Below are 23,738 nucleotides of genomic sequence, written 5' to 3'. Positions count from 1 at the left end.
TGACAAAATTGTCTGATGTTTACATATGAAAATTAATATTATTGGCACTAGTGGCAGCGGTAAAAGTACCCTGTGCCAGCAACTTTCTTTGTTATTAAATGTCCCTTCTATCGAGTTAGATAGCTTATATTGGCTAGCAAATTGGCAAGGTTCTTCGGATGATGAGCTTAACCAGAAACTCACTGATGCATTAGATAAAGCAGTATCTGGATGGGTACTTGATGGCAACTATACACGGACTCAACCCATTAAATGGAAAGAAGTCGACATGGTGGTTTGGTTGGATTACTCCTTGCCTCGAACCCTTTATCAGTCGATTACGCGCACATTAGCGCGCATTCGTTCTGGACAAGAGCTGTGGGAAAATACAGGGAACAAAGAACGTTGGAAAAATGCCTTTTTCAGTCGCGATTCGATAATTCTGTGGCTGCTAAAGACTTACTATCCAAATAAGAAAAGAAATCTAAGTCATATGGCAAATCTCAATTTACGCCATATTCAGTTTGTTCGGCTTACCTCACCAAAAGAAACAAACTTATTTTTACAACAGATGAAGGTTCAAGTTCAGAGTAAATAAACATCTCGGCAGTCATAAAAACTACCGAGATAGTATTATTCAGCAATTAAAGCTCATCACATGCCGTTTTCAACATCGCTGTTTGTTGAAATTTTTCAATTCCTAACTCGATTAAGCGGCTAATTAATTGCTGATAGGTCATACCGCCTTGCTGCCATAGTTTCGGATACATACTGATATTCGTAAAACCAGGCAATGTGTTGATTTCATTGATAACGACGTCATTATTTTCCGTTAAGAAAACATCCACACGGGACATTCCATAGCAATTTAATGCGCGGTATGCGGATAAAGCAATCTCACGAATTTTATCACTCACCGCCTCATCTAATTGTGCAGGAGCAACGACAGATGCGCCATTCTCATCAATATATTTGGTATGGTATGCATAAAAACTATCGTGCAACACGATTTCACCACAAGGGCTGGCAAGAGGTACTTCATTACCCAATACTGCACACTCAATTTCACGCCCTTTTACTACACTTTCAATAAGGACTTTAGTATCAAATAAAAAGGCAAAATCAAGAGCCGTTTCAAATTCCGATTTAGTGCTGACTTTGCTGATCCCGACAGATGAACCTTGATTTGCAGGTTTAATGAATAGTGGTAAGCCTAGCTGTGCCACTGTGGCTTCATATTCCGTTGTTGCACGTTCATTTTTAAGCACCGTAATAAACGGGGCAATATTTAAGCCAGCATCTCTAAGTAATCTTTTGGTAACGTCTTTATCCATACAGGCGGACGAACCTAAAACCCCCGGCCCGACAAACGGTAAATTCGCCATGCGCAATAAGCCTTGCAGCGAACCGTCTTCACCTAAATTACCGTGGACAATAGGAAAAATGACATCAATTTGCGGCAATGGCTTCGTATCTTCAAGGGAAATGAATTGCTCTCGAGTTTTCCCCGGAACAAGTGCAATGCTATGTTTTGGTGTATTCAATGCAATCCGAGACGGGTCATCACCATGCAATAAATAATCAGATTCGTTATATTCATGCCATTGCCCTTCTTTATTAATACCCAAAAGGCATACATCAAATTTATTACGATCTAATCCATTGATAATATTTTTAGCGGACTGTAGCGAAACTTCATGTTCTGTTGATCGACCACCAAAAATAACACCTACTCGTATCTTGCTCATTATTTGCTCCGACATAAAACACCAAACCTAGCAGAGAAATATAGCACGCAAAGAAATGCTTATGACATAAATTATTTATTTTTCATTAGGGTTCGCTGGCTTTATAATCAAACCGTCTTTTTTTGATGCCTAATTATCTTTCATCAATCAGGGTTTCAATGCTGATACTTACCTGTTCTATTAACCACTGGGTAAAAGTAGCTGCTGCACTGCCTCGTTCTATAGGTTTCGATGACAATAAATAATACGCAGAATTATCTTCAATGAAACCATATGGTGCGGCTAATTGCTTTGATTGCACTTCATCCGCAACCATCAAAAATGATGCAAGCGTTGCTCCTTGCCCCGCCAATGCAGCTTGAATACACAAGTAAAAATGCTCATATGTAATGGTTTTACTATTTGGAAGAGCAACTTTTTTTATATTCTGCCAAGTTGCCCATGCATTAGGTCTAGATGTCGTCGACAATTGTGGTATGTAAGCAAAATTTTTCTTAAGATCAAGTTCAGGCCGAACCACAACCCCCATACGTTCTGAACAGACTTTTACTGCACAAAGATTGTCACTCCATTTAAAATCATTACGCCTCAATGCTAAATCAACATTCGCTTTTGTAAAATCAATAACACCACCTGCTGCAACTAGATGTACCGTAATATGAGGATATTGTTGATAAAAATGCGTAAGTCGAGGAATTAACCACTTCATTGCAATTGTTGGTTCACATGACAAGCTAACAACATCAGGAAATATGCTATTTTTTATCTTTTCAACACCGTCTTTAAGCTGCTCAAATATCGAACTAGTTGTTTGCAACAATATTTGCCCGTTAGCCGTTAAAAAAACAGCTCGGTTCCTTCGTTCGAATAACTCGACACCAAGGTATTCTTCTAATAAACGAATTTGTCGACTAATCGCACTGTGAGTCACATTTAGCTCTTGTGCCGCTTTCACAAAACTGCCTGCTTTCGCAGCAGTATCAAAAAAACGTAATGATGTTAACGGTGGTAGTTTCATATATATAGGTAATAAAAACTGACAGATTTGCGTCAGGATAAATCGCTTTTTAGTTTTATTCAATCCATTGATAATAAAAACAATAGATAAACAAATTATTTCAAAGAAAATACATTTTTAGTCTGTTTCTATTACCTTTCAGGAAATTAATATGAATGAAACTATTGCAGTTGCGACCATCACCATTTTAGCCGTCATTAGTCCGGGGCCTGACTTCGCTATGGTAACTCGCAATAGTTATACCTATGGCATTAAAACAGGCTTACTGTGTGCGCTAGGTATCGCTATTGGGGTACAGGTTCATGTGTTCTATACCGTTTTTGGTATCACGCTGGTCATCATGAGTTCACCAACATTATTCTTAATTGTTAAACTTATTGGGGTATTTTACTTGGTGTATATCGGATTTAAATCATTAACGAATAAAGTAAAAATATCCTCGAATAATGCAGCATCAAAGCCATTATCTGCCTTAAACGCTTTTAAAAATGGTTTTTTGACGAATGCTTTAAACCCAAAAACCATGTTTTTTGTGGTTTCTGTGTACAGCCAAGTTATCAGTACACAGAACTCAATTTGGTTAAATTTAAGTTATGGCCTATTTATTTCTTTCGCTCATTGGCTTTGGTTTAGTCTAATTGCTATTTTCTTTGCAACACCCGTAGTACGAAACAAAATCCTTAACTACCAATTTATTATGGATAGAACAATTGGCGCACTACTCATTCTATTGGGACTATCTTTATTATTCTTTAATGTAAATTAATCTTGTACTTACACCCCTACCTATGCCCACATTCATGATAATTATTTACCTTGCAACCGATAATATTCATTGACTATTTTCGCCAACTCAATCACATCAGCTGGAATGTTGAGTTTGGCGAGCGCCTCAAATGGCACCCATTCAAATGGTGCAAAAGGCGGTTGTGATGAAGGTAATAACTCACATAAGTAAATCATATCAATATGCCAATGGTTGCCTTTCTTTTTATCGACAATAAATTCTTTCAAGATAGCTATAGGCAACGGCAGTACTTGTGTATGGGATGAATCATGGATTTGTGATGCAAACGGGAAACCACAACTGACTACTTGGCATTCTAACCCCGTTTCCTCAAGAACTTCTCGAAAAACAGCATGCTGTGGCTCTTCATTCACTTCGATGTGGCCACCCGGTGGTAACCAAAAACCAAGCTTTTGATGCTCGTGTAATAAAAACTCACCATGCTCATTACGGATCATTGCTGTTGCCGTAAAATGTTTAACTTCCTCGTTCATCCTGTCACTGCCCTTTTTCTATTTTACTATTTCTACATTGTATTTTTATTTCGAGCCTAACACCTTGCGGCCTTCCAGTCATAAGGCATTAACTCTGCTAATGTCACCTGCGTGTTTTCATTGACTGCAACGACTGTTGACTGGTTTTTATCCGACAGCTGGCTTAGCAATTCCCGGCAGCGCCCACAAGGCGGAACAATACAGCCTGAAGCATCAACGGCGACAATAGCTTTAATGACTGATTTACCATTTTTAAGCATATCCGCAACTGCAGCATGTTCCGCACAAAAGCCAAGTGAACAGGCAGAATCAATACTGATGCCACTATAAATCTCGCCATCTTCTGTTTCTAATGCAGAAGCGACATAACCACTTTCTACATAACCATTAAAGGTTGCAGGTTTAGCATATTTCTTTGCTACTTCAATTAAGTGTTTTAACATTACTTCTCCGCTAACTATTCTATTGATATGTTCGTATTAGACGTTAACTAGATATAATAATATCAATTTTTTTGTGCTTTATTCTAAGTCCACCATATAAAGAATGACTGATTTTATTGTTTTCAACGCGCTTTCAAGCTCCTCATCAGAAACGGTACTAATGGCGACACGAATAGCTTGAGGAACAGCGACTGCTGTCGAGTAAGAGCTAGCACTACTCACAGCGATATGATGTTTAGCCAATTCGCTAATCACCGGCTCTGAACGGACGCCTTCAGGCAACGGTAGCCAAAGAAAATAACTGTTGGGATGGGCTATATAAGGGAGGTCAGTGAAAATTCGCTCAGCGATTTTTTGTCTATTTCTCGCATCTTGCCTTTTGTTTCGTTCAATTTTGGCAACTTCCCCTTTTTTTATCCAATCGCAAATAATTGCCGTGGTTAATGCTGGCGTATTCCACGTCGTTATACGTATCACTTTTTCGATGTTAGATATGTATTGTTGTGGCGCTAAAACGATACCAACACGCAAGCCTGTAGCAATATTTTTCGAAAATCCCGCGATATAAAACGTTCTTTCTGGTGCCAACACCGCTAATGGAATTGTCAGTGGTCGTTGCAAAAATGCATACGCGCCATCTTCAATCAGTAATAAATCATATTTTTTTGCTATTGCTACCAAAGCCTTACGTGCTGATAAAGACATAACCCATCCCAAAGGGTTATGCACTGTAGGCATTGTATAATAACCACGAATTTTTCTTTGCAAACACAGTTGCTCTAAAGCAGCTAAGTCAGGCCCACTCTCTAATACCGGTATTGAAATTAATTCAATATGATATGTCTTAGCTAATGCTTTAAAGCCTGGGTAAGTAAGAGCGTCGACAGCTATCGAATCTCCAGGGCTAAACATCCCCAAAATAATAGTCGCTAGGCCATGCTGTGCACCGCTTACAAAAGAAATAGTATCAGGTGATACGTTGGAAAAACCTTGTTGTGCTAGGTAATTAGCCGCAACAATTCGCTCATGATGACGGCCTGTATGTTGCTGATAATATAAGATCCCCTCCAAATCACCACCGATAGAAAGCTCTCTTAACGAGTCTCGTAATAACTTTGTTTGCTCTTTTGCAATTGGGTAACTAAAATTTAAATCTAGCATTTCGGGTGTTACATCTTGTTCAATGCTCAATGCGGGTAGCAGATGGATATCCCTGACAAAAGTTCCTCTACCCGTTTCGCCACTCACTAAGCCTTTTTCAATAAGCTCACGATACACCCGTGACGCTGTCACCAATGAAATACCTTCCTGCTTAGCAAATGCGCGATGGGTCATCAATCGAGTTCCTGGCTTCAACTCCCCACGAGAAATCTGCCCTGCCATTTTATCGACGTATTTTTGGTAACGTGCCTGAGCCATGTGATTGTACCTATGACAATTTTTTGATTGTCATAATTATCTGCATTAATTTTCTCGAACTCAAGATATTTACCTATTCATTTAATGAGGAAATTATGGAACAAACAGTATCAACACAACCCTCTTCTACACGAGGTTGGTTGTATGGTTTTATTGGTGTCGTTATTTTCAGTGGCTCCTTACCAGCAACGAAAATGGCTATAGATGGGTTCAGTCCAGATTTTTTAACCGCTGCACGTGCTACTATTGCAGGCATTATTTCTATCATTATTTTTCTGTTTTTACGCCAAAAACTCCCTAATAAAGCCACTTTTCTCCCTTTAGTCATTGTCTCTATGGGTGGGGTTATTGGTTTCCCTTTGTTAACCGCTTTGGCATTACAGTATGTAAGTTCCGCACACTCAATTGTATTCATAGGTTTACTGCCTCTCGCAACCGCTTTTTTTGCCGTTTTGCGTGCCCACGAGCGCCCTCGCAAAATGTTTTGGTTGTTTTCAGTAATAGGAAGTTTATTTGTTATCGGCTTCGCATTATTTCAAGGTGGAGAAAGCAGCTTGCTTGGTGACCTCTATATGATAATCGCTATCTTGTTATGTGGCCTGAGTTATGCAGAAGGTGCCGTACTGTCAAAACACCTTGGTAGCTGGCAAGTGATTTGTTGGGCATTAGTTATCTCTTTGCCCATTATGTTAGTGCTGTGTATTACCTTATGGCCGGGAAATGTAATGGCAGTGCCGAGCAAGGCATGGGGAGGTTTACTTTATGTTTCATTATTTAGCATGCTCATTGGTTTCTTTTTTTGGTATAGAGGCTTAGCTGAAGGTGGTATTGCTGGTGTAGGGCAGTTACAGTTATTACAGCCATTTATTGGTTTGTTGTTGTCAGCATGGCTACTACACGAAACTGTAGATATATTAATGGTCATTTCAACTTGTGGTGTGATCTTTTGTGTTGCAGCATCCAAAAGATTTGCAGGGTGAGTTTCTTATTGAAAAACATGGGGCATTCGAAGCGCGATTAGAGAAGATAAATTATCGTATGATAGTTGGCAGCAATTGACTGTAAATTCCCTCTTTAATTGCAAGGAATGATTAAAAATGCAATTTGTTATTGTCCAGCAGCAAGATACACAATTAATTGATCAAATCAGCTCTGCATTACACCAAGAATGGGCAACATTAACGCCGTGGTCTGACATTTCCATTATAAAAGAACGATTATTTAACCGTAGCCACATAGATAACCCACAAATATTGTCATGCTTTGTTGATGAATATAGGCAATTACTTGCCTGTGCAAGCATTATTTTGCATGAGCTTCCAGACGTTTCAGGTGCTCAATGGTGGTTAGGCGAAGTTCTCACGATCCCATCTGCTCGTGGGAGAAAAGTTGGCACAAAACTGATTGAACAACTTTACCAGTATTACCATAGATTCAACATTGCCCCTTTGTATTTATACACGCCAGATATGCAAGCAGTATATCGCCAAATGGGCTGGGAAGACGCTGAACAGAGGCTAGTGAATGGTGAGTGGGTAACCGTAATGAAACGTTAGTGGTAAAAAATAGCCAGCGCATGGGCCGGCTATTTCTGATAAAACTATTATGCGGTTAGTGCCAGTTTTGCTCCAAACATCAAGAATACAGCGCCAATACAGCTATTAGAGAATTTAGATAGTTTTTTATTATGTTTAACCATATTCGTTACGGCAACCGCGCCAAAAATCAATAGTGATAAATAAATCATGCTACAGACTTCTAAAATGGCACCAAGAATAAAAAATGGCACACCCGCGCTTGGATAAACTGGGTCAATGAATTGGATAAAAAATGAAACATAAAAAATGATCATTTTAGGATTTAGTAAACTTAAAAAAACGGCTTTTTTATAGGTACCCTTGGTTTCTAAAGTAATTGAATCAACATCACCTGTATTTTCTTTCTTATGCAATACGCTATATAAGGTTTTAATCCCTAAATAAAATAAATAAGCCGCCCCTGCGTATTTTATAACACTAAAAAAGATAGGCGATGTTTTCACTAAAGATGCAACCCCTAAAAATGATAGAAAAATGAGCATAGCATCTCCTGTAAAGACACCTAATGCCGCTTTATAACCATTTTTCACACCATATTTCGCACTGCTAGTTAAAACAAATAAAGAATTAGGGCCTGGTACCAGTGTAATAAAAATAACACCGATAAGATAAGTCCATAAGTTTGTAATACCGAGATTTTCAAGCATAGGAAACCCGCTAACTCAATAAAAGTTATAACAAAAAATTCACATCATTTCTTTATATCTATTATGATACAGACTTTATTTACCCTATAAAAGATATCACCAATGAATAATGTTAATACGAAATATAATTTCAATATATTAGAATAAACTGGTTTTATATGAATGAATCAACACGGAAAATTGGAATAATAAACCATATCAATCAACTTAATCAGAAGCGGACTACAAACACCGAACAAAGCAGTAATTAATGCTAATATTTTTCGATAATTAAGAATTTAACACCACAAAAACAAATGAAATAGTAATAGTGATTTGAGTGAGATTTCGCGTTATAACATAAACGTCGGTGCTATTTAAAAGTAACGTTGGATAAAAACTACATGAAATTAAAACACCCCATTTAATAGCAAGCTAAGATTATTTTCTTTTAACATTTTATTAAAAAATATTGGGTTATTAATAACTATTATTTTAGGAATTCCATGGAAAGCGCTAACTATTTTCATCTAGAGGAACTCAATGGCCTTGAAATGATCAAAGCTCGTTATCATCAACAAAAATTTTCTCGCCATAGTCATGAAGGGTTTTGCATTGGTGTTATCGAAGAAGGCGCACAACAATTTTTCCGTACTGGCGAAAACCACTACGCCCCTAAAGGGGATATAATTTTAGTTAATGCCGATGAAATTCACACAGGCTCATCAGCAATGGAAAATGGCTGGTCTTATCAGGCTATTTACCCTACTCCAGAACTTTTTACCCAACTCACACTGGGTTTAACAACAGAGCATCAAGGGTTGATACCCTGGTTTCCTATTGCAGTGATACAGGATGCAGGGCTTAGCGCCCAACTCCGCTTATTGTTTAGTCTATTACCTCAGCCAGGTAATACCCTTTTCAAAGAAACCTTATTGTTATCCTCTTTAAGTTGGCTGACCTTACGTTACAACCAGACTAAAGTTGAATTAACAGAAATAACACCCGCAAAGCAACGCATAGAACAAATTTGTGATTTGCTCATAAATACCTGCGAACAAGAACATTCATTAAGCCAATTAGCTGAAATATCAGCTTTTAGCCAATGGCACTTTCTACGACAGTTCAAATTGCATACAGGAATTACACCGCACGCATTCTTAGTACAAGCCCGCTTACATAAGGCAAAAAAACTGTTATTAGCAGGAAATTCACCCGCAGAAGTATCAAACCAATGTGGTTTTTCCGACCAGAGTCATTTCACTCGGCATTTTAAACAAGCCCTTGGGGTTACCCCTGGGAATTTTATTCGGCATCGGATCGGTGAAAAGAGCAATTTTATTCTATCTACTAATATTTAATCTCTTTAAAATCAATCAAATTATAAAAGTGTTCATAATTACAACAAGGTTAGTTTAAATGGCATCACAACAAAGTAATCAATGGCAAAAAGCAATGATGACAGGAGCTGTTCATACCGCTCCTCTTAACCTTGCGGTTATTCCATGGGGGGTATTAGCAGGCTCAATGGCTGTCGAAACTGGTCTCGATTTCTGGCAAAGTGTGGCGATGTCTGCGATGGTATTTGCAGGCGCAGCACAGTTAGTCACTCTTGGATTACTTAACTCAGGTGCAGGCTATATCACGATTGTTATTTCTGTTTTTTTTATCACTTCCCAACACTTACTTTATGGGCTGACATTACGCCCCCAAGTTAAGGACTTTACAACTCCTCAACGTCTTAGTATCGGCTTTTTATTAACAGATGAATTGTTTGCGATTAGCGCAGCTAAACGGCAAAGCTTAAGTTTTCCCTATCTCTTTGGTGCTGGGTTTAGTTTTTATCTGGTTTGGTTAATCACCAGCCTTTGTGGGATTGCGATGGCCAATATTGTGGGCGATTTGAGTCGCTTACATCTCGATTTTTCTGTGGTTGCAACTTTGCTTGCAATCGTCGTTCCACTAACAAGAAAAATAAGTACGCTTTGTGGTGTTATTTTTTCACTCGTTGTCGCTATCGTATTTTCAATGTACTCCTTCAGTAGTGCTATTGTTATCGCTGGTGTGGGTGGGATGTTTGTATCAGTGGCCGTTTCACGTTTATTGAAGGAGGAAAAATGATTTGGCTTTTAATTATTACCTTAACAGCGGTTGTTTTTACTCTACGTTATATTTTCCTAATACCACAGTTGCCAATACGTCTTCCCCTCGTGGTTCGCCAAGCACTAGGGTACTCAGCACCTTGCTTGCTAACTGCAATTTGTGCCCCTGTTATCCTATTAGAAAACCATGATCTACGCGCCTTCCCAGATAATCCTTATTTATGGGGGGCGTTATTCTGTGTCATTGTTGCCTCAGTATTGAAAAATATGCTGTTAACTGTCGGTCTTACCTTAGTATTTTTCTATTCCCTTATTTATTTTATCGGTTAACTTAATATTCAAGATAAAGCATCGTTCAACGCTTTGCTTTATCTTGGTTAATCCCTCATAATATGGCCCTCTCAAAATACATTCCTTTTCAATTTCACCCTGTCATTGATTGTCATAGTGAATACTTTATTGGCCTTACTTACTCAATAAATAGCCAATTAACTTTTATAGATAATGGATAATACAATACCATGCTTAATAATTATGTTTTACGTAGTGTTCGCTATATGTTGGATTTAAGCGATGCCCAAATGGTTAAAATCGTAAAACTCGCAGATTTGGCTGTTACAAAAGAAGAAATGGTGACTTGGTTAAAAAAAGACAATGAGCCTGAATATGTTGAGTGCAATGACAATGTAATGGGGCATTTTCTGAATGGTTTAATCTATCACCGCCGTGGTAAAGATGAAAATCATCCCGCACCTGACGTTGATAGCCGCCTTAATAACAATATTATGCTCAAAAAATTACGTGTGGCTTTTGAATTAAAAGATACAGATATGATTGAAATCTATCAGCTTGTTGATTTTCGCGTATCCAAACCTGAGCTTAACGCTGTTTTCCGTAAGCCTGGACATAAAAACTATCGCGAATGTGGAGACCAATTACTGCGTTACTTCCTAAAAGGCCTGACAATTCGTCTACGTGGTGATAAATAACCATTTCTTCTGTTTGTTTTTTGTTCGTTTATTTTGCATTTTTCTGACATTTGTCTATAATGGAAATGACAAATGTCAGGAGGTTCAAATGAGAAACTATATCCCCACAACCCCACTTCAACCGACTGCTTCATCTTTTAAACCACTATGGCGCCATGTAGGGTTACCCGCTGAGCGTGGTATTGAATTGACCCACTTCTTACGCCAAGGGCTGTCTGTCTCTGTTTTAGACAATATCCAGGAATGGTCAGGAATGAGCAAAACTGAATTATTACGGATATCCGGTATTAATGAACGCAATATTGCTCGTCGCAAAAATGCAGGCCAACCCCTTAATGCTGATGAAAGCGAACGAATTGCTCGTCTAGTACGCGTGTTCGATGCGGCAGTGCGTTTATTTAATGGAGATAAACATGCAGCAGGTGATTGGCTTAATCACCCAGTTAAAGGGTTAGGCCATTTACGCCCTATTGAGCTTATTGCGACAGAAAGTGGAGCCATTGAGGTGATTGATTTGATTGGCCGCATTGAGCATGGTGTGTTTTCATGATTTTGTATCGATTGGTTAAATCCAGTTTTGTACATGATGCATGGTCAGGCCAAGGAGCCATGCTCTACGGCGGGCGTTGGAATCATAAAGGAACTCCCGCTGTTTATACTTCAACGAGTATTTCATTAGCCACCCTTGAAATACTCGTTCACATCAATCAAGACTTACTGTTAAACCAGTTCAGCTTGCTGTCCATCGATATCAATGACAGATACGTGATGAAATTGTCGTTAGACCACCTTCCAACAGATTGGCAGCAAGACCCAGCACCAACCTCTACCATGGATATTGGTACTACATGGCTAAATAACCAAGATAGCTTAGTATTGTTAATTCCCTCTTGTATTATTCCCTACGAATACAATGCAATTATCAACCCGTTGCATCCGCAATTTCAAAAAGCCATGCATACCGTTAAACCGCTGGATTTTAGTGTTGACCCACGCTTAGCATAGTTAAGTATTTGCTAACAAATACTGTAAAAAAGTGTCTATTTTCGGTGATAATGCACTACGGCTCGCATAAACCGCGCTCAGTTCTATTGGGGCTGGTGATACCTCATCGAATTCTATTTGCACTAATTTATTCTGTGTAATCTGTTCGGCACACCCTTCTAATGCCAAGATGGCATAACCAACGCCGTTCATTGCGGCAGCGTGAGCTAGAATGCCACTATTTACGCGATAGTTACTGTTAACTATCACTTTTTGCTGTAACCCCTCTGAATCAATAAATATCCATGGTTGCCCCTGCAATGCACTCAAGCTTGAAATACACGGCATATTAGCTAAGTCCGTAAATGAACGCGGTTTTCCTACTTGTTCAAGTAATTGGGGAGCGGCAACTACAACACTTTGCCATGATTTGATTAAACGTGAGTGATAGCTACTGTCCTCAAGGTGACCACGATGAAATGTGAGTAATAAATCAATATCATCACTAATAACATCTTGAGGCATTAATTGTGTATCACAGTGAATATTTAATTGTGGGTGTAATAATGCAAACTTCGCTAATAAATCCGCGAATAGTAGACTACCAAATTCACTGGGGATAGTTAGCCGTAACGTTCCGGTAAGTTGTTGTGGATGACAAATTTGCAGCACAACCTGCTCTAATTCACTAACTAGCTTTTGGCTTTGCTCAAATAAAATATTTCCCGTTTCAGTTAGCCGCATTTGCCGGGTTGTTCGTTCAATTAACTGGCTGTTAAGTTGTTGCTCCAACTGTTTAATATAACGGCTCACATTCGATGTTGGCATTGAAAGTAATTTTGCCGCATTGACAAAATTTCCTTGTGTCGCAACAGCAATAAATACTTTCAATAAGTTCAGGTCAACAGCCATTTCTAATCCCTACAGTTCACTCTCTATTAATCTGAACTAATAGCATTAGCAGTATCCAAAATCCATTATTTTTTGATACCGCTCTGCTAGCAATACTTCCATGTCTAATTGAATTAACTCATTTAAATCAGTGAGTAATTGTTGTTTTAATTGTTCTGCAGCTAACTGATAGTCACGATGAGCTCCACCCAAAGGCTCTGAAATAATGGTATCGATAATGCCTAGCTCTTTTAACCGTGGAGCAGTCATTCCCATCACTTCCGCTGCTATTTGTGCCTTTTGGGAATCTTTCCATAAAATAGAGGCACAACCTTCCGGGGATATCGCTGCATAAGTACTGTATTCCAACATATTAATACGATCCCCCACACCAATACCTAACGCACCACCAGAACATCCTTCACCTGTAATGACACAAATAATGGGCGTTTTTAAGCGCGACATTTCGATAATATTGCGTGCAATGGCTTCTGCTTGTCCGCGCTCTTCAGCACCAACGCCAGGATAAGCTCCCGCAGAATCAATAAATACCAATACAGGTAGGTGGAAACGTTCCGCCATTTTCATTAAACGGAGTGCTTTGCGGTAGCCTTCTGGCGACGGCATACCAAAATTACGCATAACTTTCTCTTTTGTTGTACGCCCTTTTTGTTGCCCCAGCACCATAACCGGCCTACCATCCAAACGAGCAAGCCCTCCCACCAGCGCCTTATCATCAGCAAAAGCACGGTCACCGGCTAATTCTTGAAATTCAGTAAATATTAATGAAATATAATCAAGAGGATAAGGCCTTAATGGATGCCTTGCTAATTGAACAATTTCCCATGCCCCAAGAGATGCAAATATCGTTTTTGTCAGAGAATGACTCTTTTTTTTCAAGAGCTGGATTTCTTCCTCTAATTTAATTTCTGAAGAGTGCCCTTTCTGTTTGAAGGCAATAAGCGCTTCAATTTTGTCATTGAGTTCAACAATGGGTTTCTCAAATGCAAGAAAATGGTGAGTCATATCGTTCCTAAAATGGTAACTGCAATCTTAGGAGTGTAACCAGAGAATCAATCCCATTCCATGCCTAAAAATAGGATTGATTATTACCAAAAGTGGGATAGTTATTTAGCGCTGATTTTTCTTCAATTGATTTGATTTTAAACTATTTTCCATGATTTTTTGAAAATTAGGGCATAAAAAGTGGTTTTTTTCAGGGCAATTCGCAATGTGCAAAATACCTTTTTTTAATGCAGATAACCCCTGTATGGTTTGTTCAATCTCCTCGGCTTTTTCGAGTAAGCTCCCACGTTCAATATTAGGGCCATCCTTATGATTGAGCATGATAGCAATTTCGTCGAGTGAAAATTTAGCTTCCTGCCCTAATGCAATTAAAGATAAGCGGGTCATAACATCTTTTCCATGATAAACCCGTTTTAGCCCCTTACGGCCTATCGGTTTAATCAACCCTCTTTCTTCATAATAACGTAAGGTTGATGCCGCTAAACCTGATAATTGGCTAACTTGAGAAATATCCAGTTCATCATGCATGAAATAATAACCCGCTCTAACATTCACAACTCAAGCTAGTTGTTGCCGTAATAATACCGTAATTGTGCCGTTCATAAAAATTTCACGATCAACTACGTAACCCAACTTTTCAGCCACGCGTAAAGATGCCAAATTCCTCGGCTCAATAAAGCAAATAGATTGCTGAAACTTATTTTCTTTTACCAGCCAAGACAATGCAGCCTGCATCGCTTCTGTTGCATAGCCTTTTCCTTGGTATTCAGGTGCAATGACCCAGCCCGCTTCCGGAATGCCTTTAACTTGGGGTTCGACCATGCGATGAAAATCCGCAAACCCCAAATCACCAATATATTGGCCACTTACTTTTTCGCGGACAGCCCAATAACCAAAGCCTAATAATGGCCATAAGCCACCATAAGCTAACATTCTCATCCATGACTCGCGCTCGCTAGATGGCATACCGCCAATGTAGCGAACCATCGACTCGGTCGCCCATAACTTCGCAAGTGCAGGAAAATCACTCACTTGGTGTTTATTTAATATTAATCTGTCTGTCTCAAGTTCAGGTATTACAGCCATTGATTGCATCTCCTTGCTATCTAAATGGGGGTTCATCAAACGTTCTTAATTTCCTTGAATGTAATTTATCCCCTTCTTGCCTCAATAAATCAATAGCACGAATACCTATTTGTAAGTGTTCAGAAATTGCACCTTCATAAAAACTGTTTGCTTGGCCCGGTAATTTAATCTCACCATGCAAAGGTTTATCCGAAACACATAAAAGCGTACCGTAGGGAACCCTGAAACGATAACCTTGTGCTGCGATTGTGGCACTTTCCATATCCACTGCAACAGCGCGACTTAAACTAAAACGGCGAGCCGTTGCAAAAAAGCGTAATTCCCAGTTTCTATCATCTGTTGTAACAACGGTTCCTGTTCGTAGTCGCTGTTTTACCAACTCCCCAGGCATATTACTAACTTGTTTAGTTGCGTCATATAACGCGCGTTGGACTTCTGCAATACTTGGAATAGGAATATCTGGCGGTAATACATCATCAAGAATATGGTCATCACGCAAATAAGCATGTGCCAAAACATAATCACCAATTTTTTGGCTTTCTCTTAATCCACCACAATGGCCTATCATCAACCAAGCATGTGGTCGTAAAACCGCTAAATGGTCGCAAATATTCTTTGCATTTGAAGGCCCAACACCGATATTCACTAAAGTAATCCCTGCACCATCCCTAGCGATTAGATGATATGCAGGCATTTGAAATTTTTTCCATGTTAAATCAGAAATGGCAATTTGTGGGTCTGCATTCTCAGCGGTTAAATAATTATGCCCTACACAAGATAATGCGATATAACGACTTTCAGGATCACGTACCTGTTCACATGCCCAATTCACGAACTCATCAACATAACGGTTATAATTGGTGAACAAAATATAAGGTTGAACATGTTCAGGTGGGGTTCCGGTATAATGCTTCAAACGCGCTAATGAAAAATCCACACGTAATGCATCAAAATGAGACAGTGGCATTTCATCCGTAGCAGAATACAAGCCATCGGTAATATCATCACTAATGTGAGATAAATCGGTTATAGGAAAATGTGCAGCTAAATTACTGCTCATACTCCTATCCAACATTAAGTCTGAGCCATCAATGACAAAAGGATAAGGAATTTCAATTTTTGAAGGGCGAACAGCAAAAGTAACATCATAATCTTGTTGCAAAATAGACAGCTGTTCAACTAAATAAGCACGAAATAACTCTGGTTGAGTCACCGTAATGGTGTAATCACCTCGTTTAACAAAGCGTGCATAAGCACGTGTTTTTTCACAATGATCGACTTTTCCTTCCCATGTTACACATAGCTCGGGGTAAGCGAATAACCCATTTTCCCTTTCTGTAATATCTGGTATGCGGCCTTCTTTTACATAAATAGCAATAGCGTCCCTTAATGAGTCTATCGCATTGCTATATAACAACGAAAGTTTATCCAAAACATCTTCAATAGATAAGTTTTCATATTTCTGGCATTTTTCCAAAGACACACACAACTCCTTATCATCAGATAAAATCATCTCCGATAACATAGAGTATCAGTGTGATAGTTGCAAAATATATCGAGATTAATGTACTCACGATAAATGTACTACAAAAGATAAAACAATGGGTAATGTGAACACAGCAACCACGGTTTGTAAGGTAATTATACCGGCCATTAACTGACTATCTCCATTTAACTGGCGCGTTAAAATATAAGCGGTTGGTGCAGTGGGAATAGCAAAAAATAGCACTAATAAGGTTGTTTCAAGGTTTGGCAATGAAAATAAACCCGCCACTATTACCGCTAAAATAGGCATAAGAAGTAAGCGTAACAATGTCGATGTCATGATGGGTTTAAATTCATTTCTCAGCGTTGAGGTTTGTAATGCGGCTCCAATACAGATTAGGCCTAACGGTAAGCTAGCGGCTGCGAGTAATTTTAAAAATTGATCGGAGCCAAACGGTAACCCGACAGGCGATATATTTAATAACACCCCAACAACACAAGAAATGATTAATGGATTTTTTATGATCGGTAATAAAATTTGCCTAACGGAGACTTGTTGCCCAGAAGATAATGAAAGTACAGCGATGACATTACAGCTTGGTACTAAAACAGCCATAATGACTGCAGCGATAGCAATGCCTTCTTTACCAAATAAATCTGCAACAATGGCCAACCCTAAATAAGTATTAAAACGCGTAATTCCTTGGATGTGAGCACCAAATCGTGGGATAGGTATTTTGAATAAATATTTACAACCAAGAACTAACGCGGAACTCATCGCTAAAACACACAGAATGGCGCTCGCTAAATAGGGTAATTTAGGGTTATCCAATGGTGCTGTTGCTAAACTGTTAATTAATAATGCAGGGAATAAAATGAAATAATTTAACTTTTCAGCACTCGGCCAAAAATCAGTGGTAACTATTGTCGAACGACGTAATACAAATCCCATTGCAATCAGAGCAAATAATGGCCATAAAACTAATAAAATCTTATCCATGAGAACGTCATCTGTTTTATCGAAGTCTTAATTAAGTATATTAATCAGTCTATCGTTAAGTTTTTGTGACGGATAGGTAAAAAAAGCTCTATTTCAATATTTGGCTTTTCTCCCATTCATTTTTGCATCAATCAAGATTTAATTGATGATCTCTTGTTTATATTTAAATAAATATTTTTTCCACACAAAAACTGAACCCTAAAATTATCTCACTTAGGCATATAAAAACATTTGCTTACCACAGCAATATTATGTATTTTTATTCACTATAAATGCATAATTAAAGAGGTTGGTATGTTTAAAAAATTAGTTTTTGCTGGCTGTATGTCATTGGCAGCCTTCGCCGGGAATGTTTACGCAAAAGAAAGCTATACGGTTGGTGCTGGTGGAACTTACCGTCCATTCGAATATGAAAATAGCCAAAAACAACTCGAAGGCTTTGATATTGATATCATTAAAGCCATCGCGGAAGCAGAAGGTTTTGACGTTAAACTTGTCAATACTCCTTGGGAAGGGATTTTTGCGACTTTATCGTCAGGTGATAGAGATATTTTAATTTCGGGGATTACAATTACCGATAAGCGCAAAAATATGGTTGATTTTTCTAATCCCTATTTCCCAGCTGAGCAAGCGATCGTTATCAGCGAAACATCTGATGTAAAAAATTTAAATAGCTTAAAAGACCTGAATGTAGGTGTCGTAAACTCCAGCACCGGTGACATTGTTGTTTCTGATGTAATCGGAAAAAACAGCACATCAATTAAACGTTTCGACAATACTCCGCTTTTATTACAAGAGCTATTTGAAGATGGTATTGATGCAGCTGTTGGTGATGTTGGTGTGATTAAATATTACATAAAAACGCACCCCGAGAAAAAATTCAAACTGATCTACGATAACCACTTCGAAAAACAATATTTTGGTATTGCTGTCGCAAAAGGAAATAGCGAATTACAGCAAAAAATAAATAATGGCTTAGATAAAATTATTGCAGACGGTACTTACAATAAAATTTACCAGAAATGGTTTGATGAAAATGTTCCTCAATTACCAAAACAATAATTTAATCTAACTTAAGGCCATCCTTGGATGGCTTTTTCACGTTATAAATCAGGGTGAAATATTAAGATGTCTGCGTTTCGTTGGGAAATAATTGAAGAATATGCTCCGTTATTTGCTGAAGGCGCAATGATGACGATAAAAGCAACCATCATTTGCGTTATTTTAGGCTCATTATGGGGGTTAACTCTCGGCTTAGGAAGAACTGCCAAAGCTGAGCAAGGAATTTGGAAACCTATTTTACATTATTTTGTACAGTGGCCTGTTCGCTTCTATGTCAGTGCTTTTCGTGGTACTCCGCTATTTGTTCAAATAATGGTTGTTCACTTTGCCTTAGTTCCACTATTTATTAACCCGCGTGATGGCTTATTTGTTACCTCAGGGATTATGTCTGTTGATACGGCTAAAATGCTCCGGTCCGATTACGGTGCATTTTTATCTTGTGTCATTGCAATCACTTTGAACTCAGGGGCTTATGTTTCTGAAATTTTTCGTGCGGGCAAAGGGCAGATGGAAGCCTCGCGTGCGCTTGGTATGAGTTGGGCAAAAACAATGCGTAAAGTGATCCTTCCGCAAGCTTTTCGTCGTATCCTTCCCCCGCTTGGAAATAATGCCATCGCGATTGTTAAGGATTCCTCCCTTGCATCCGCAATTGGCTTAGCTGATCTCGCCTATGCAGCGAGAACGGTATCCGGTGCTTATGCAACTTATTGGGAACCCTACTTAACGATATCTGTGATTTATTGGATGCTGACATTTATACTTGCTCAGTTGGTGCAATATATGGAAAGAAGGTTGGGCAGAAGTGATTTACGTTAATAATTTACAAAAGAAATTTGGCGATGCTCATGTACTTAGAGGTATTTCTTGCGAAGTTAAACCTCAAGAAGTGATTTGTGTCATTGGCCCTTCTGGCTCAGGAAAAAGTACCTTCTTACGGTGTTTAAACGCACTAGAGCGCCCAGATGGCGGTGAAATACAAGTTAACGGTTTTAACGTTCATGACCCTAAAACCGATTTAAATAAAATGAGAGAAAATGTGGGGATGGTGTTTCAGCGTTTTAACTTATTCCCTCATATGACCGTGCTAGAAAATTTAATGATGGCACCAACCTTAGTGAAAGGAATAAAAAAGGAACTGGCGCTTAAACAAGCTGAACAGCTCCTAACCAAGGTGGGACTGTTAGATAAAATTGATGCATGGCCAGCCAGTTTATCCGGTGGTCAGCAACAACGTGTTGCTATTGCCCGGGCCTTAGCAATGCAACCGTCCATTTTGTTATTTGATGAACCGACATCGGCACTTGACCCTGAATTAGTTGGGGAAGTACTTTCTGTGATGAAAACCCTTGCGAATGAAGGTATGACGATGGTTATCGTCACCCATGAAATGGGATTTGCACGTGAAGTTGCTGACCGCGTTATGTTTATTGACCAAGGCATAATTCAAGAAGAAGGCACACCAGAACAACTCTTTACTGCACCTAAAAACCCACGAACTGCGGAGTTTTTAAGTAAAGTACTTTAATTTTTTTACCTGCTTAGCAATCTAAGCAGGTTTTTCTGATATCCAAATCTTTTTATTATCGATAAGCTAAGAATATCACTCCTTAATAAATCTTAAGTTATGGATATCAAAAGCCTCTGTAAACAATACCGCTCAGGAAAAAAATTTAAATATGTTTTCTTCTGGGGCCACCAAACCAAGCAAAACCAAATTACAAAAAGCTGTTTCAGCCAATGGTACCCTTCCCCATTTATTGTCGATAATCACCGTTTTGCTAGCGCAGAGCATTTTATGATGGCAGAAAAAGCACGCTTATTTGGTGATTTAGAAACATTGGATAAAATTATTCACGCACCAAATCCTGGAGCAGCTAAAGCATTTGGTCGCGAGGTTCGTGGGTTTAAACAAGATATTTGGGATGAAAACCGTTTTACCATTGTTGTTGCGGCGAATATGGCCAAATTTTCTCAAAATATAGAAATTAAGCAGTTTTTACTTGCCACAAACGAACGTGTTCTGGTTGAAGCTAGTCCTGTCGATAAAATTTGGGGAATAGGCCTTGCCGAAGATGCTGAAAATATTGAAAACCCATTAACATGGAAAGGGTTAAATCTGCTCGGTTTTGCATTAATGGATGTTAGAAGTCAGTTAGCCAATCTAACTCTCTAATTTTTTGCTTATTTTCCGATAAAAACAAAAAACCCGTTGTGACTAAACAGCGGGCCTATCAATATGTTACTGAATATAGGATATGCTACTACGTTTTATTACAAAGGCATTCTATATTCAATTACCCCTGGTTTTTCTGCAACCCAATTATATAACTTTTGGCCTCGTAAGTTGGTTTCCTGTGTATGCCAATATAAGCGGCCACATTGTTTTTCTTTCGCTTGTGTATGTACAAATTCAATTAATTGTTTTCCTACATGTCGCCCGCGCATTTCTGGTGTCACATACAAATCTTCTAGGTAACAAAAATCATTTTCTGCCCATGTTGAACGGTGAAATAAATAATTTACAAAACCAACAACTTTTCCATCTTCAAGCGCAACCGCACAATACATCGGTTCATTGTCATCAAAAAAGCGCTCCCATGCTTTTAAAGTAATTTCTTCGCTTAAATCTACTTGATAAAATTTTTGATATTCCAGCCAATACACTAACCATGCTGGATAATGTTCTGGAGCAACAAATTCTACGGTAACTGATAATGCTGTTTTACTCATAATAACCATTCCATTTGTAGACATATTACATAATGGAGTTATAGTACATAGCAATCTGGCTCTGCATAAGAGACACTTTTGTTATTTATTTAGGAACCACTTTATGCGACGCCAACAACATGCGCAGTTCCCATTACTCTTACTTGAAGATGGACACATTAAGGAAAATGTTTATCACACAATACGCAACGCTATCTTAGATGGACGTATTGCTGTCGGTGTTAAACTGCCTTCTTCCAGAGCATTAGCAGAAATGATGTCGATCTCGCGAAATTCAGTCATTGCTGGGTTTGAACGATTAATTGATGAAGGGTATCTTTATTCGAAAAAAGGCTCAGGAACTTATGTTTCGCCCCATATTCCTGATGAATTAGTTGGCACCATAAGTAGCACTAAACAGCGTGACCAATCTGGATACCCTGCATTAAATCTGAACCCTAGAGTTTCTACTTTAACAAATTTATGGAAAAACTCACGACCGAATACCGATAAGAACTCAATGTTTAATATTGGTATTGGCTGTGTTGACCAATTTCCACATGAATTATGGGGTAGATTATTAGGCCGAGTTTGGCGTAAATCCAAACATACAATTACGCATTTTAATCACCCTGATGGATATACACCGCTAAAAAATTTATTAGTCGATTACGTTCGTTCTACTCGCGGAGTTCATTGTAAACAGCAACAAATTATTATTGTCAATGGAACACAGCAAGCCATTAATTTAGCTGCAAAAGTCTTATTACAGCAAGGAGATAAAGTATGGTTAGATGACCCTGGCTATGATAGTGCAAGAGCTATTTTAACCGCGGCAGGTGCTGAGATTGCCGCAATTCCATCTGACAGAGAAGGAATGGATATTGTATACGGTGCAAAACACCATGAAACAGCAAAATTAATTTATACCACGCCTTCTCACCAGTTTCCTCTCGGCACAACCCTCAGCTTACCGAGACGTTTAGCATTATTGGATTGGGCGCAACAAAATAATGCATGGGTTTTTGAAGACGACTATAACAGTGAATTTCGTTTTCTATCAAAACCTATTCAAGCCTTACAAGGCTTAGATAATCATCAACGTGTTATTTATGCAGGGACATTCTCTAAAATGATGTATCCCGGTTTTCGTTTAGGCTTTTTAATTGTGCCAGAAATTCTGAGTGAGGCATTCACCATGATGAAATATTATAGTGATAGCCACTGTAGTTATTTAGAACAGGCTGCTTTAGCGCAATTTATCCAAGAAGGCCACTATGCACGCCACGTCAGAAAAATACGAAAGATATGTTACGACCGACAAAATACGTTTATCAATGCCATCAACCATTATCTCCCGCATTTATTTGATGTACAAATGACAGATTCAGGCATTCATACCGTTTGTTGGGTTAAAGATGGTTATGATATTAACCTGATCCTTAACCAATGCCGTCTGTTAGGCTTTGGCGCACAACCGCTATCGCGTTACTGCATTCAAAGTACTCACCAAAATGCGATTCTATTTGGCTACGCCGCTCATTGTGAAAATGAGATAATTAGCAACGTAAAATTACTTAGCGATCAATTGAATAAAATATACCCTAGTTAAACAAAAATGATTTTCAGCTTTTATCTGATAGCTAGGAATTTTTCTAATCTTTATAACTGTACCTTAATAGCATTGTTTATATTGAGGTACTTTTATGACAAAAATAAATTATCCCCATGAGTACGAAGTTGGCGATGTTGTCTTTACCAGTATTGGGACCGAATTATTTCGCCAAATAGCCTCAGCATCTTTATGTTGGAGTAACCATGTTGGCATGATTGTCGGCCATAATGGCGAAGACTATTTGATTGCAGAAAGTCGGGTTCCGCTTTCAACAACGACAACCTTATCTCGCTTTATTTCCCGTTCATCTGGTAACCGTTACAGCGTACGTCGATTGACTCATACACTAACCCATGAACAAAAATCTGCATTAATCGCTGAAGTTCCTGCTCGCTTAAACAAATTTTACCACACCGGGTTTAATTACAATTCACCTAGGCAGTTTTGCTCTAAGTTTGTTTTTGATATTTACCAATCTGCTTTATCAATCCAAATTGGCGAAATTGAAACATTTGAGGAATTATTAACTAAAAATCCGAATGCCAAATTAAATTTTTGGAAACTTTGGTTTATTGGCCAAATACCATGGGATCGTAAAACAGTTACTCCAGCGAGTTTATGGCATCACCCTGAATTATCACTCGTATATCGTAGTCATGAGGATATTCATTAAACAA

The 23,738-nt window shown here is 38.6% G+C and carries 29 protein-coding genes; 16 read left to right on the top strand and 13 right to left on the bottom strand.

Features of this window, described 5'->3' with window-relative positions:
• Window positions 1-25 precede the first annotated feature (25 nt).
• Complete coding sequence (locus PSF28_RS08310; RefSeq protein ID WP_272684899.1) at window positions 26-577, top strand: AAA family ATPase; 552 nt, start codon at window positions 26-28, stop codon at window positions 575-577.
• Between the two features lie 46 nt (window positions 578-623).
• On the opposite strand, the gene ddlA is transcribed toward PSF28_RS08310, so the two are convergent.
• Window positions 624-1,727 carry a D-alanine--D-alanine ligase gene (gene ddlA, locus PSF28_RS08305; RefSeq protein WP_272684898.1) on the bottom strand — a complete coding sequence of 368 codons (1,104 nt, stop codon included), beginning with the start codon at window positions 1,725-1,727 and terminating at the stop codon, window positions 624-626.
• 133 nt (window positions 1,728-1,860) lie between these two features.
• A complete protein-coding gene (locus PSF28_RS08300) occupies window positions 1,861-2,745 on the bottom strand; it encodes a LysR substrate-binding domain-containing protein (protein ID WP_272684897.1) in 885 nt (294 codons plus the stop codon).
• A gap of 151 nt (window positions 2,746-2,896) precedes the next feature.
• Between PSF28_RS08300 and PSF28_RS08295 the strand changes: the two genes are divergently transcribed.
• Window positions 2,897-3,511, top strand: coding sequence for a LysE family translocator (locus tag PSF28_RS08295; RefSeq protein ID WP_272684896.1), 615 nt, complete (start codon window positions 2,897-2,899; stop codon window positions 3,509-3,511).
• A gap of 41 nt (window positions 3,512-3,552) precedes the next feature.
• On the opposite strand, the gene PSF28_RS08290 is transcribed toward PSF28_RS08295, so the two are convergent.
• The 3 genes from PSF28_RS08290 to PSF28_RS08280 form a co-directional block, all read right to left on the bottom strand.
• Window positions 3,553-4,026, bottom strand: a complete 474-nt coding sequence (locus tag PSF28_RS08290) for an NUDIX hydrolase (RefSeq protein WP_210838421.1) — start codon at window positions 4,024-4,026, stop codon at window positions 3,553-3,555.
• 56 nt (window positions 4,027-4,082) lie between these two features.
• A complete protein-coding gene (locus PSF28_RS08285; RefSeq protein ID WP_210838423.1) occupies window positions 4,083-4,469 on the bottom strand; it encodes a cytidine deaminase family protein in 387 nt (128 codons plus the stop codon).
• A 78-nt stretch (window positions 4,470-4,547) separates the two neighbouring features.
• The gene (locus PSF28_RS08280; protein ID WP_272684895.1) at window positions 4,548-5,888 is read right to left on the bottom strand and encodes an aminotransferase-like domain-containing protein; all 1,341 of its coding nucleotides are present in this window, start codon (window positions 5,886-5,888) and stop codon (window positions 4,548-4,550) included.
• A gap of 95 nt (window positions 5,889-5,983) precedes the next feature.
• Between PSF28_RS08280 and PSF28_RS08275 the strand changes: the two genes are divergently transcribed.
• Together PSF28_RS08275 and PSF28_RS08270 are read left to right on the top strand one after the other, a co-directional pair.
• Complete coding sequence (locus tag PSF28_RS08275) at window positions 5,984-6,868, top strand: DMT family transporter (protein WP_272684894.1); 885 nt, start codon at window positions 5,984-5,986, stop codon at window positions 6,866-6,868.
• Window positions 6,869-6,985: 117 nt separating this feature from the next.
• Entirely contained in the window at window positions 6,986-7,444 is a 459-nt protein-coding gene (locus PSF28_RS08270) for a GNAT family N-acetyltransferase (RefSeq protein WP_272684893.1), read from the top strand.
• A gap of 47 nt (window positions 7,445-7,491) precedes the next feature.
• On the opposite strand, the gene leuE is transcribed toward PSF28_RS08270, so the two are convergent.
• Complete coding sequence (leuE, locus tag PSF28_RS08265) at window positions 7,492-8,133, bottom strand: leucine efflux protein LeuE (protein WP_210838432.1); 642 nt, start codon at window positions 8,131-8,133, stop codon at window positions 7,492-7,494.
• 485 nt (window positions 8,134-8,618) lie between these two features.
• Between leuE and PSF28_RS08260 the strand changes: the two genes are divergently transcribed.
• The 6 genes from PSF28_RS08260 to PSF28_RS08235 all read left to right on the top strand — a co-directional run bounded on the left by PSF28_RS08260 (window position 8,619) and on the right by PSF28_RS08235 (window position 12,208).
• Window positions 8,619-9,473, top strand: coding sequence for an AraC family transcriptional regulator (locus PSF28_RS08260; protein ID WP_272684892.1), 855 nt, complete (start codon window positions 8,619-8,621; stop codon window positions 9,471-9,473).
• Window positions 9,474-9,531: 58 nt separating this feature from the next.
• Window positions 9,532-10,233, top strand: a complete 702-nt coding sequence (locus PSF28_RS08255) for an AzlC family ABC transporter permease (RefSeq protein WP_272684891.1) — start codon at window positions 9,532-9,534, stop codon at window positions 10,231-10,233.
• Window positions 10,230-10,544 (top strand): AzlD domain-containing protein, encoded by a 315-nt coding sequence (locus tag PSF28_RS08250; RefSeq protein WP_272684890.1) that lies wholly within the window; start codon window positions 10,230-10,232, stop codon window positions 10,542-10,544. Before PSF28_RS08255 ends, PSF28_RS08250 begins: the two co-directional genes overlap by 4 nt.
• Window positions 10,545-10,735: 191 nt before the next feature.
• Window positions 10,736-11,203, top strand: coding sequence for a DUF1456 family protein (locus tag PSF28_RS08245; RefSeq protein ID WP_109912201.1), 468 nt, complete (start codon window positions 10,736-10,738; stop codon window positions 11,201-11,203).
• 88 nt (window positions 11,204-11,291) lie between these two features.
• Window positions 11,292-11,753, top strand: coding sequence for a type II RES/Xre toxin-antitoxin system antitoxin (parS, locus tag PSF28_RS08240; protein ID WP_004910826.1), 462 nt, complete (start codon window positions 11,292-11,294; stop codon window positions 11,751-11,753).
• Window positions 11,750-12,208, top strand: a complete 459-nt coding sequence (locus tag PSF28_RS08235) for an RES family NAD+ phosphorylase (RefSeq protein WP_210838812.1) — start codon at window positions 11,750-11,752, stop codon at window positions 12,206-12,208. The genes parS and PSF28_RS08235 overlap by 4 nt, the downstream gene beginning before the upstream one ends.
• Here PSF28_RS08235 and PSF28_RS08230 read toward each other — a convergent pair whose 3' ends face one another.
• From PSF28_RS08230 to PSF28_RS08205, 6 genes are all read right to left on the bottom strand, one after another.
• Window positions 12,209-13,099, bottom strand: a complete 891-nt coding sequence (locus PSF28_RS08230; RefSeq protein ID WP_210838814.1) for a LysR family transcriptional regulator — start codon at window positions 13,097-13,099, stop codon at window positions 12,209-12,211. It lies immediately after the preceding gene.
• A gap of 45 nt (window positions 13,100-13,144) precedes the next feature.
• The gene (accA, locus tag PSF28_RS08225) at window positions 13,145-14,104 is read right to left on the bottom strand and encodes an acetyl-CoA carboxylase carboxyl transferase subunit alpha (protein WP_272684889.1); all 960 of its coding nucleotides are present in this window, start codon (window positions 14,102-14,104) and stop codon (window positions 13,145-13,147) included.
• Window positions 14,105-14,209: 105 nt separating this feature from the next.
• Window positions 14,210-14,632 carry a helix-turn-helix domain-containing protein gene (locus PSF28_RS08220; RefSeq protein ID WP_210838818.1) on the bottom strand — a complete coding sequence of 141 codons (423 nt, stop codon included), beginning with the start codon at window positions 14,630-14,632 and terminating at the stop codon, window positions 14,210-14,212.
• 30 nt (window positions 14,633-14,662) lie between these two features.
• Window positions 14,663-15,226 (bottom strand): GNAT family N-acetyltransferase, encoded by a 564-nt coding sequence (locus tag PSF28_RS08215; RefSeq protein ID WP_210838820.1) that lies wholly within the window; start codon window positions 15,224-15,226, stop codon window positions 14,663-14,665.
• Entirely contained in the window at window positions 15,207-16,667 is a 1,461-nt protein-coding gene (locus tag PSF28_RS08210; protein ID WP_425594628.1) for an AMP nucleosidase, read from the bottom strand. The genes PSF28_RS08215 and PSF28_RS08210 overlap by 20 nt, the downstream gene beginning before the upstream one ends.
• Before the next feature lie 93 nt (window positions 16,668-16,760).
• Window positions 16,761-17,675 carry an AEC family transporter gene (locus PSF28_RS08205; RefSeq protein ID WP_210838824.1) on the bottom strand — a complete coding sequence of 305 codons (915 nt, stop codon included), beginning with the start codon at window positions 17,673-17,675 and terminating at the stop codon, window positions 16,761-16,763.
• Between the two features lie 294 nt (window positions 17,676-17,969).
• Here PSF28_RS08205 and PSF28_RS08200 point away from each other — a divergent pair, with 294 nt between their 5' ends.
• The 4 genes from PSF28_RS08200 to PSF28_RS08185 all read left to right on the top strand — a co-directional run bounded on the left by PSF28_RS08200 (window position 17,970) and on the right by PSF28_RS08185 (window position 20,910).
• The gene (locus PSF28_RS08200) at window positions 17,970-18,737 is read left to right on the top strand and encodes a basic amino acid ABC transporter substrate-binding protein (protein ID WP_210838826.1); all 768 of its coding nucleotides are present in this window, start codon (window positions 17,970-17,972) and stop codon (window positions 18,735-18,737) included.
• Window positions 18,738-18,803: 66 nt separating this feature from the next.
• A complete protein-coding gene (locus PSF28_RS08195) occupies window positions 18,804-19,553 on the top strand; it encodes an amino acid ABC transporter permease (RefSeq protein ID WP_272684888.1) in 750 nt (249 codons plus the stop codon).
• A complete protein-coding gene (locus tag PSF28_RS08190) occupies window positions 19,540-20,262 on the top strand; it encodes an amino acid ABC transporter ATP-binding protein (RefSeq protein ID WP_109912194.1) in 723 nt (240 codons plus the stop codon). The genes PSF28_RS08195 and PSF28_RS08190 overlap by 14 nt, the downstream gene beginning before the upstream one ends.
• A gap of 99 nt (window positions 20,263-20,361) precedes the next feature.
• Entirely contained in the window at window positions 20,362-20,910 is a 549-nt protein-coding gene (locus tag PSF28_RS08185; RefSeq protein WP_210838827.1) for an NADAR family protein, read from the top strand.
• A 98-nt stretch (window positions 20,911-21,008) separates the two neighbouring features.
• Here the strand turns inward: PSF28_RS08185 and PSF28_RS08180 are convergent, their stop codons facing one another.
• Window positions 21,009-21,467, bottom strand: a complete 459-nt coding sequence (locus PSF28_RS08180; protein ID WP_247605410.1) for a GNAT family N-acetyltransferase — start codon at window positions 21,465-21,467, stop codon at window positions 21,009-21,011.
• A 103-nt stretch (window positions 21,468-21,570) separates the two neighbouring features.
• On the opposite strand from PSF28_RS08180, the gene pdxR reads away from it, so the two are divergent.
• Both pdxR and PSF28_RS08170 read left to right on the top strand, forming a co-directional pair.
• Entirely contained in the window at window positions 21,571-23,058 is a 1,488-nt protein-coding gene (gene pdxR / locus PSF28_RS08175; protein WP_210838831.1) for a MocR-like pyridoxine biosynthesis transcription factor PdxR, read from the top strand.
• 94 nt (window positions 23,059-23,152) lie between these two features.
• Window positions 23,153-23,734 (top strand): YebB family permuted papain-like enzyme, encoded by a 582-nt coding sequence (locus PSF28_RS08170; RefSeq protein WP_210838833.1) that lies wholly within the window; start codon window positions 23,153-23,155, stop codon window positions 23,732-23,734.
• Window positions 23,735-23,738: the final 4 nt, after the last annotated feature.

The organism is Providencia sp. PROV130, assembly GCF_028482225.1.
Lineage (GTDB): Bacteria > Pseudomonadota > Gammaproteobacteria > Enterobacterales > Enterobacteriaceae > Providencia > Providencia rettgeri.
The sequence above is the reverse complement of the archived record's forward strand: the minus strand, read 5'-3'. Positions and strand labels throughout refer to the sequence as shown.

Excerpts from the sequence above, each read along its gene's own strand:
- PSF28_RS08310 (WP_272684899.1), top strand. The coding sequence starts at position 26 with ATGAAAATTAATATTATTGGCACTAGTGGCAGCGGTAAAAGTACCCTG.
- ddlA (WP_272684898.1), bottom strand. The coding sequence starts at position 1,727 with ATGAGCAAGATACGAGTAGGTGTTATTTTTGGTGGTCGATCAACAGAA.
- PSF28_RS08300 (WP_272684897.1), bottom strand. The coding sequence starts at position 2,745 with ATGAAACTACCACCGTTAACATCATTACGTTTTTTTGATACTGCTGCG.
- PSF28_RS08295 (WP_272684896.1), top strand. The coding sequence starts at position 2,897 with ATGAATGAAACTATTGCAGTTGCGACCATCACCATTTTAGCCGTCATT.
- PSF28_RS08290 (WP_210838421.1), bottom strand. The coding sequence starts at position 4,026 with ATGAACGAGGAAGTTAAACATTTTACGGCAACAGCAATGATCCGTAAT.
- PSF28_RS08285 (WP_210838423.1), bottom strand. The coding sequence starts at position 4,469 with ATGTTAAAACACTTAATTGAAGTAGCAAAGAAATATGCTAAACCTGCA.
- PSF28_RS08280 (WP_272684895.1), bottom strand. The coding sequence starts at position 5,888 with ATGGCTCAGGCACGTTACCAAAAATACGTCGATAAAATGGCAGGGCAG.
- PSF28_RS08275 (WP_272684894.1), top strand. The coding sequence starts at position 5,984 with ATGGAACAAACAGTATCAACACAACCCTCTTCTACACGAGGTTGGTTG.
- PSF28_RS08270 (WP_272684893.1), top strand. The coding sequence starts at position 6,986 with ATGCAATTTGTTATTGTCCAGCAGCAAGATACACAATTAATTGATCAA.
- leuE (WP_210838432.1), bottom strand. The coding sequence starts at position 8,133 with ATGCTTGAAAATCTCGGTATTACAAACTTATGGACTTATCTTATCGGT.
- PSF28_RS08260 (WP_272684892.1), top strand. The coding sequence starts at position 8,619 with ATGGAAAGCGCTAACTATTTTCATCTAGAGGAACTCAATGGCCTTGAA.
- PSF28_RS08255 (WP_272684891.1), top strand. The coding sequence starts at position 9,532 with ATGGCATCACAACAAAGTAATCAATGGCAAAAAGCAATGATGACAGGA.
- PSF28_RS08250 (WP_272684890.1), top strand. The coding sequence starts at position 10,230 with ATGATTTGGCTTTTAATTATTACCTTAACAGCGGTTGTTTTTACTCTA.
- PSF28_RS08245 (WP_109912201.1), top strand. The coding sequence starts at position 10,736 with ATGCTTAATAATTATGTTTTACGTAGTGTTCGCTATATGTTGGATTTA.
- parS (WP_004910826.1), top strand. The coding sequence starts at position 11,292 with ATGAGAAACTATATCCCCACAACCCCACTTCAACCGACTGCTTCATCT.
- PSF28_RS08235 (WP_210838812.1), top strand. The coding sequence starts at position 11,750 with ATGATTTTGTATCGATTGGTTAAATCCAGTTTTGTACATGATGCATGG.
- PSF28_RS08230 (WP_210838814.1), bottom strand. The coding sequence starts at position 13,099 with ATGGCTGTTGACCTGAACTTATTGAAAGTATTTATTGCTGTTGCGACA.
- accA (WP_272684889.1), bottom strand. The coding sequence starts at position 14,104 with ATGACTCACCATTTTCTTGCATTTGAGAAACCCATTGTTGAACTCAAT.
- PSF28_RS08220 (WP_210838818.1), bottom strand. The coding sequence starts at position 14,632 with ATGCATGATGAACTGGATATTTCTCAAGTTAGCCAATTATCAGGTTTA.
- PSF28_RS08215 (WP_210838820.1), bottom strand. The coding sequence starts at position 15,226 with ATGAACCCCCATTTAGATAGCAAGGAGATGCAATCAATGGCTGTAATA.
- PSF28_RS08205 (WP_210838824.1), bottom strand. The coding sequence starts at position 17,675 with ATGGATAAGATTTTATTAGTTTTATGGCCATTATTTGCTCTGATTGCA.
- PSF28_RS08200 (WP_210838826.1), top strand. The coding sequence starts at position 17,970 with ATGTTTAAAAAATTAGTTTTTGCTGGCTGTATGTCATTGGCAGCCTTC.
- PSF28_RS08195 (WP_272684888.1), top strand. The coding sequence starts at position 18,804 with ATGTCTGCGTTTCGTTGGGAAATAATTGAAGAATATGCTCCGTTATTT.
- PSF28_RS08185 (WP_210838827.1), top strand. The coding sequence starts at position 20,362 with ATGGATATCAAAAGCCTCTGTAAACAATACCGCTCAGGAAAAAAATTT.
- PSF28_RS08180 (WP_247605410.1), bottom strand. The coding sequence starts at position 21,467 with ATGAGTAAAACAGCATTATCAGTTACCGTAGAATTTGTTGCTCCAGAA.
- pdxR (WP_210838831.1), top strand. The coding sequence starts at position 21,571 with ATGCGACGCCAACAACATGCGCAGTTCCCATTACTCTTACTTGAAGAT.
- PSF28_RS08170 (WP_210838833.1), top strand. The coding sequence starts at position 23,153 with ATGACAAAAATAAATTATCCCCATGAGTACGAAGTTGGCGATGTTGTC.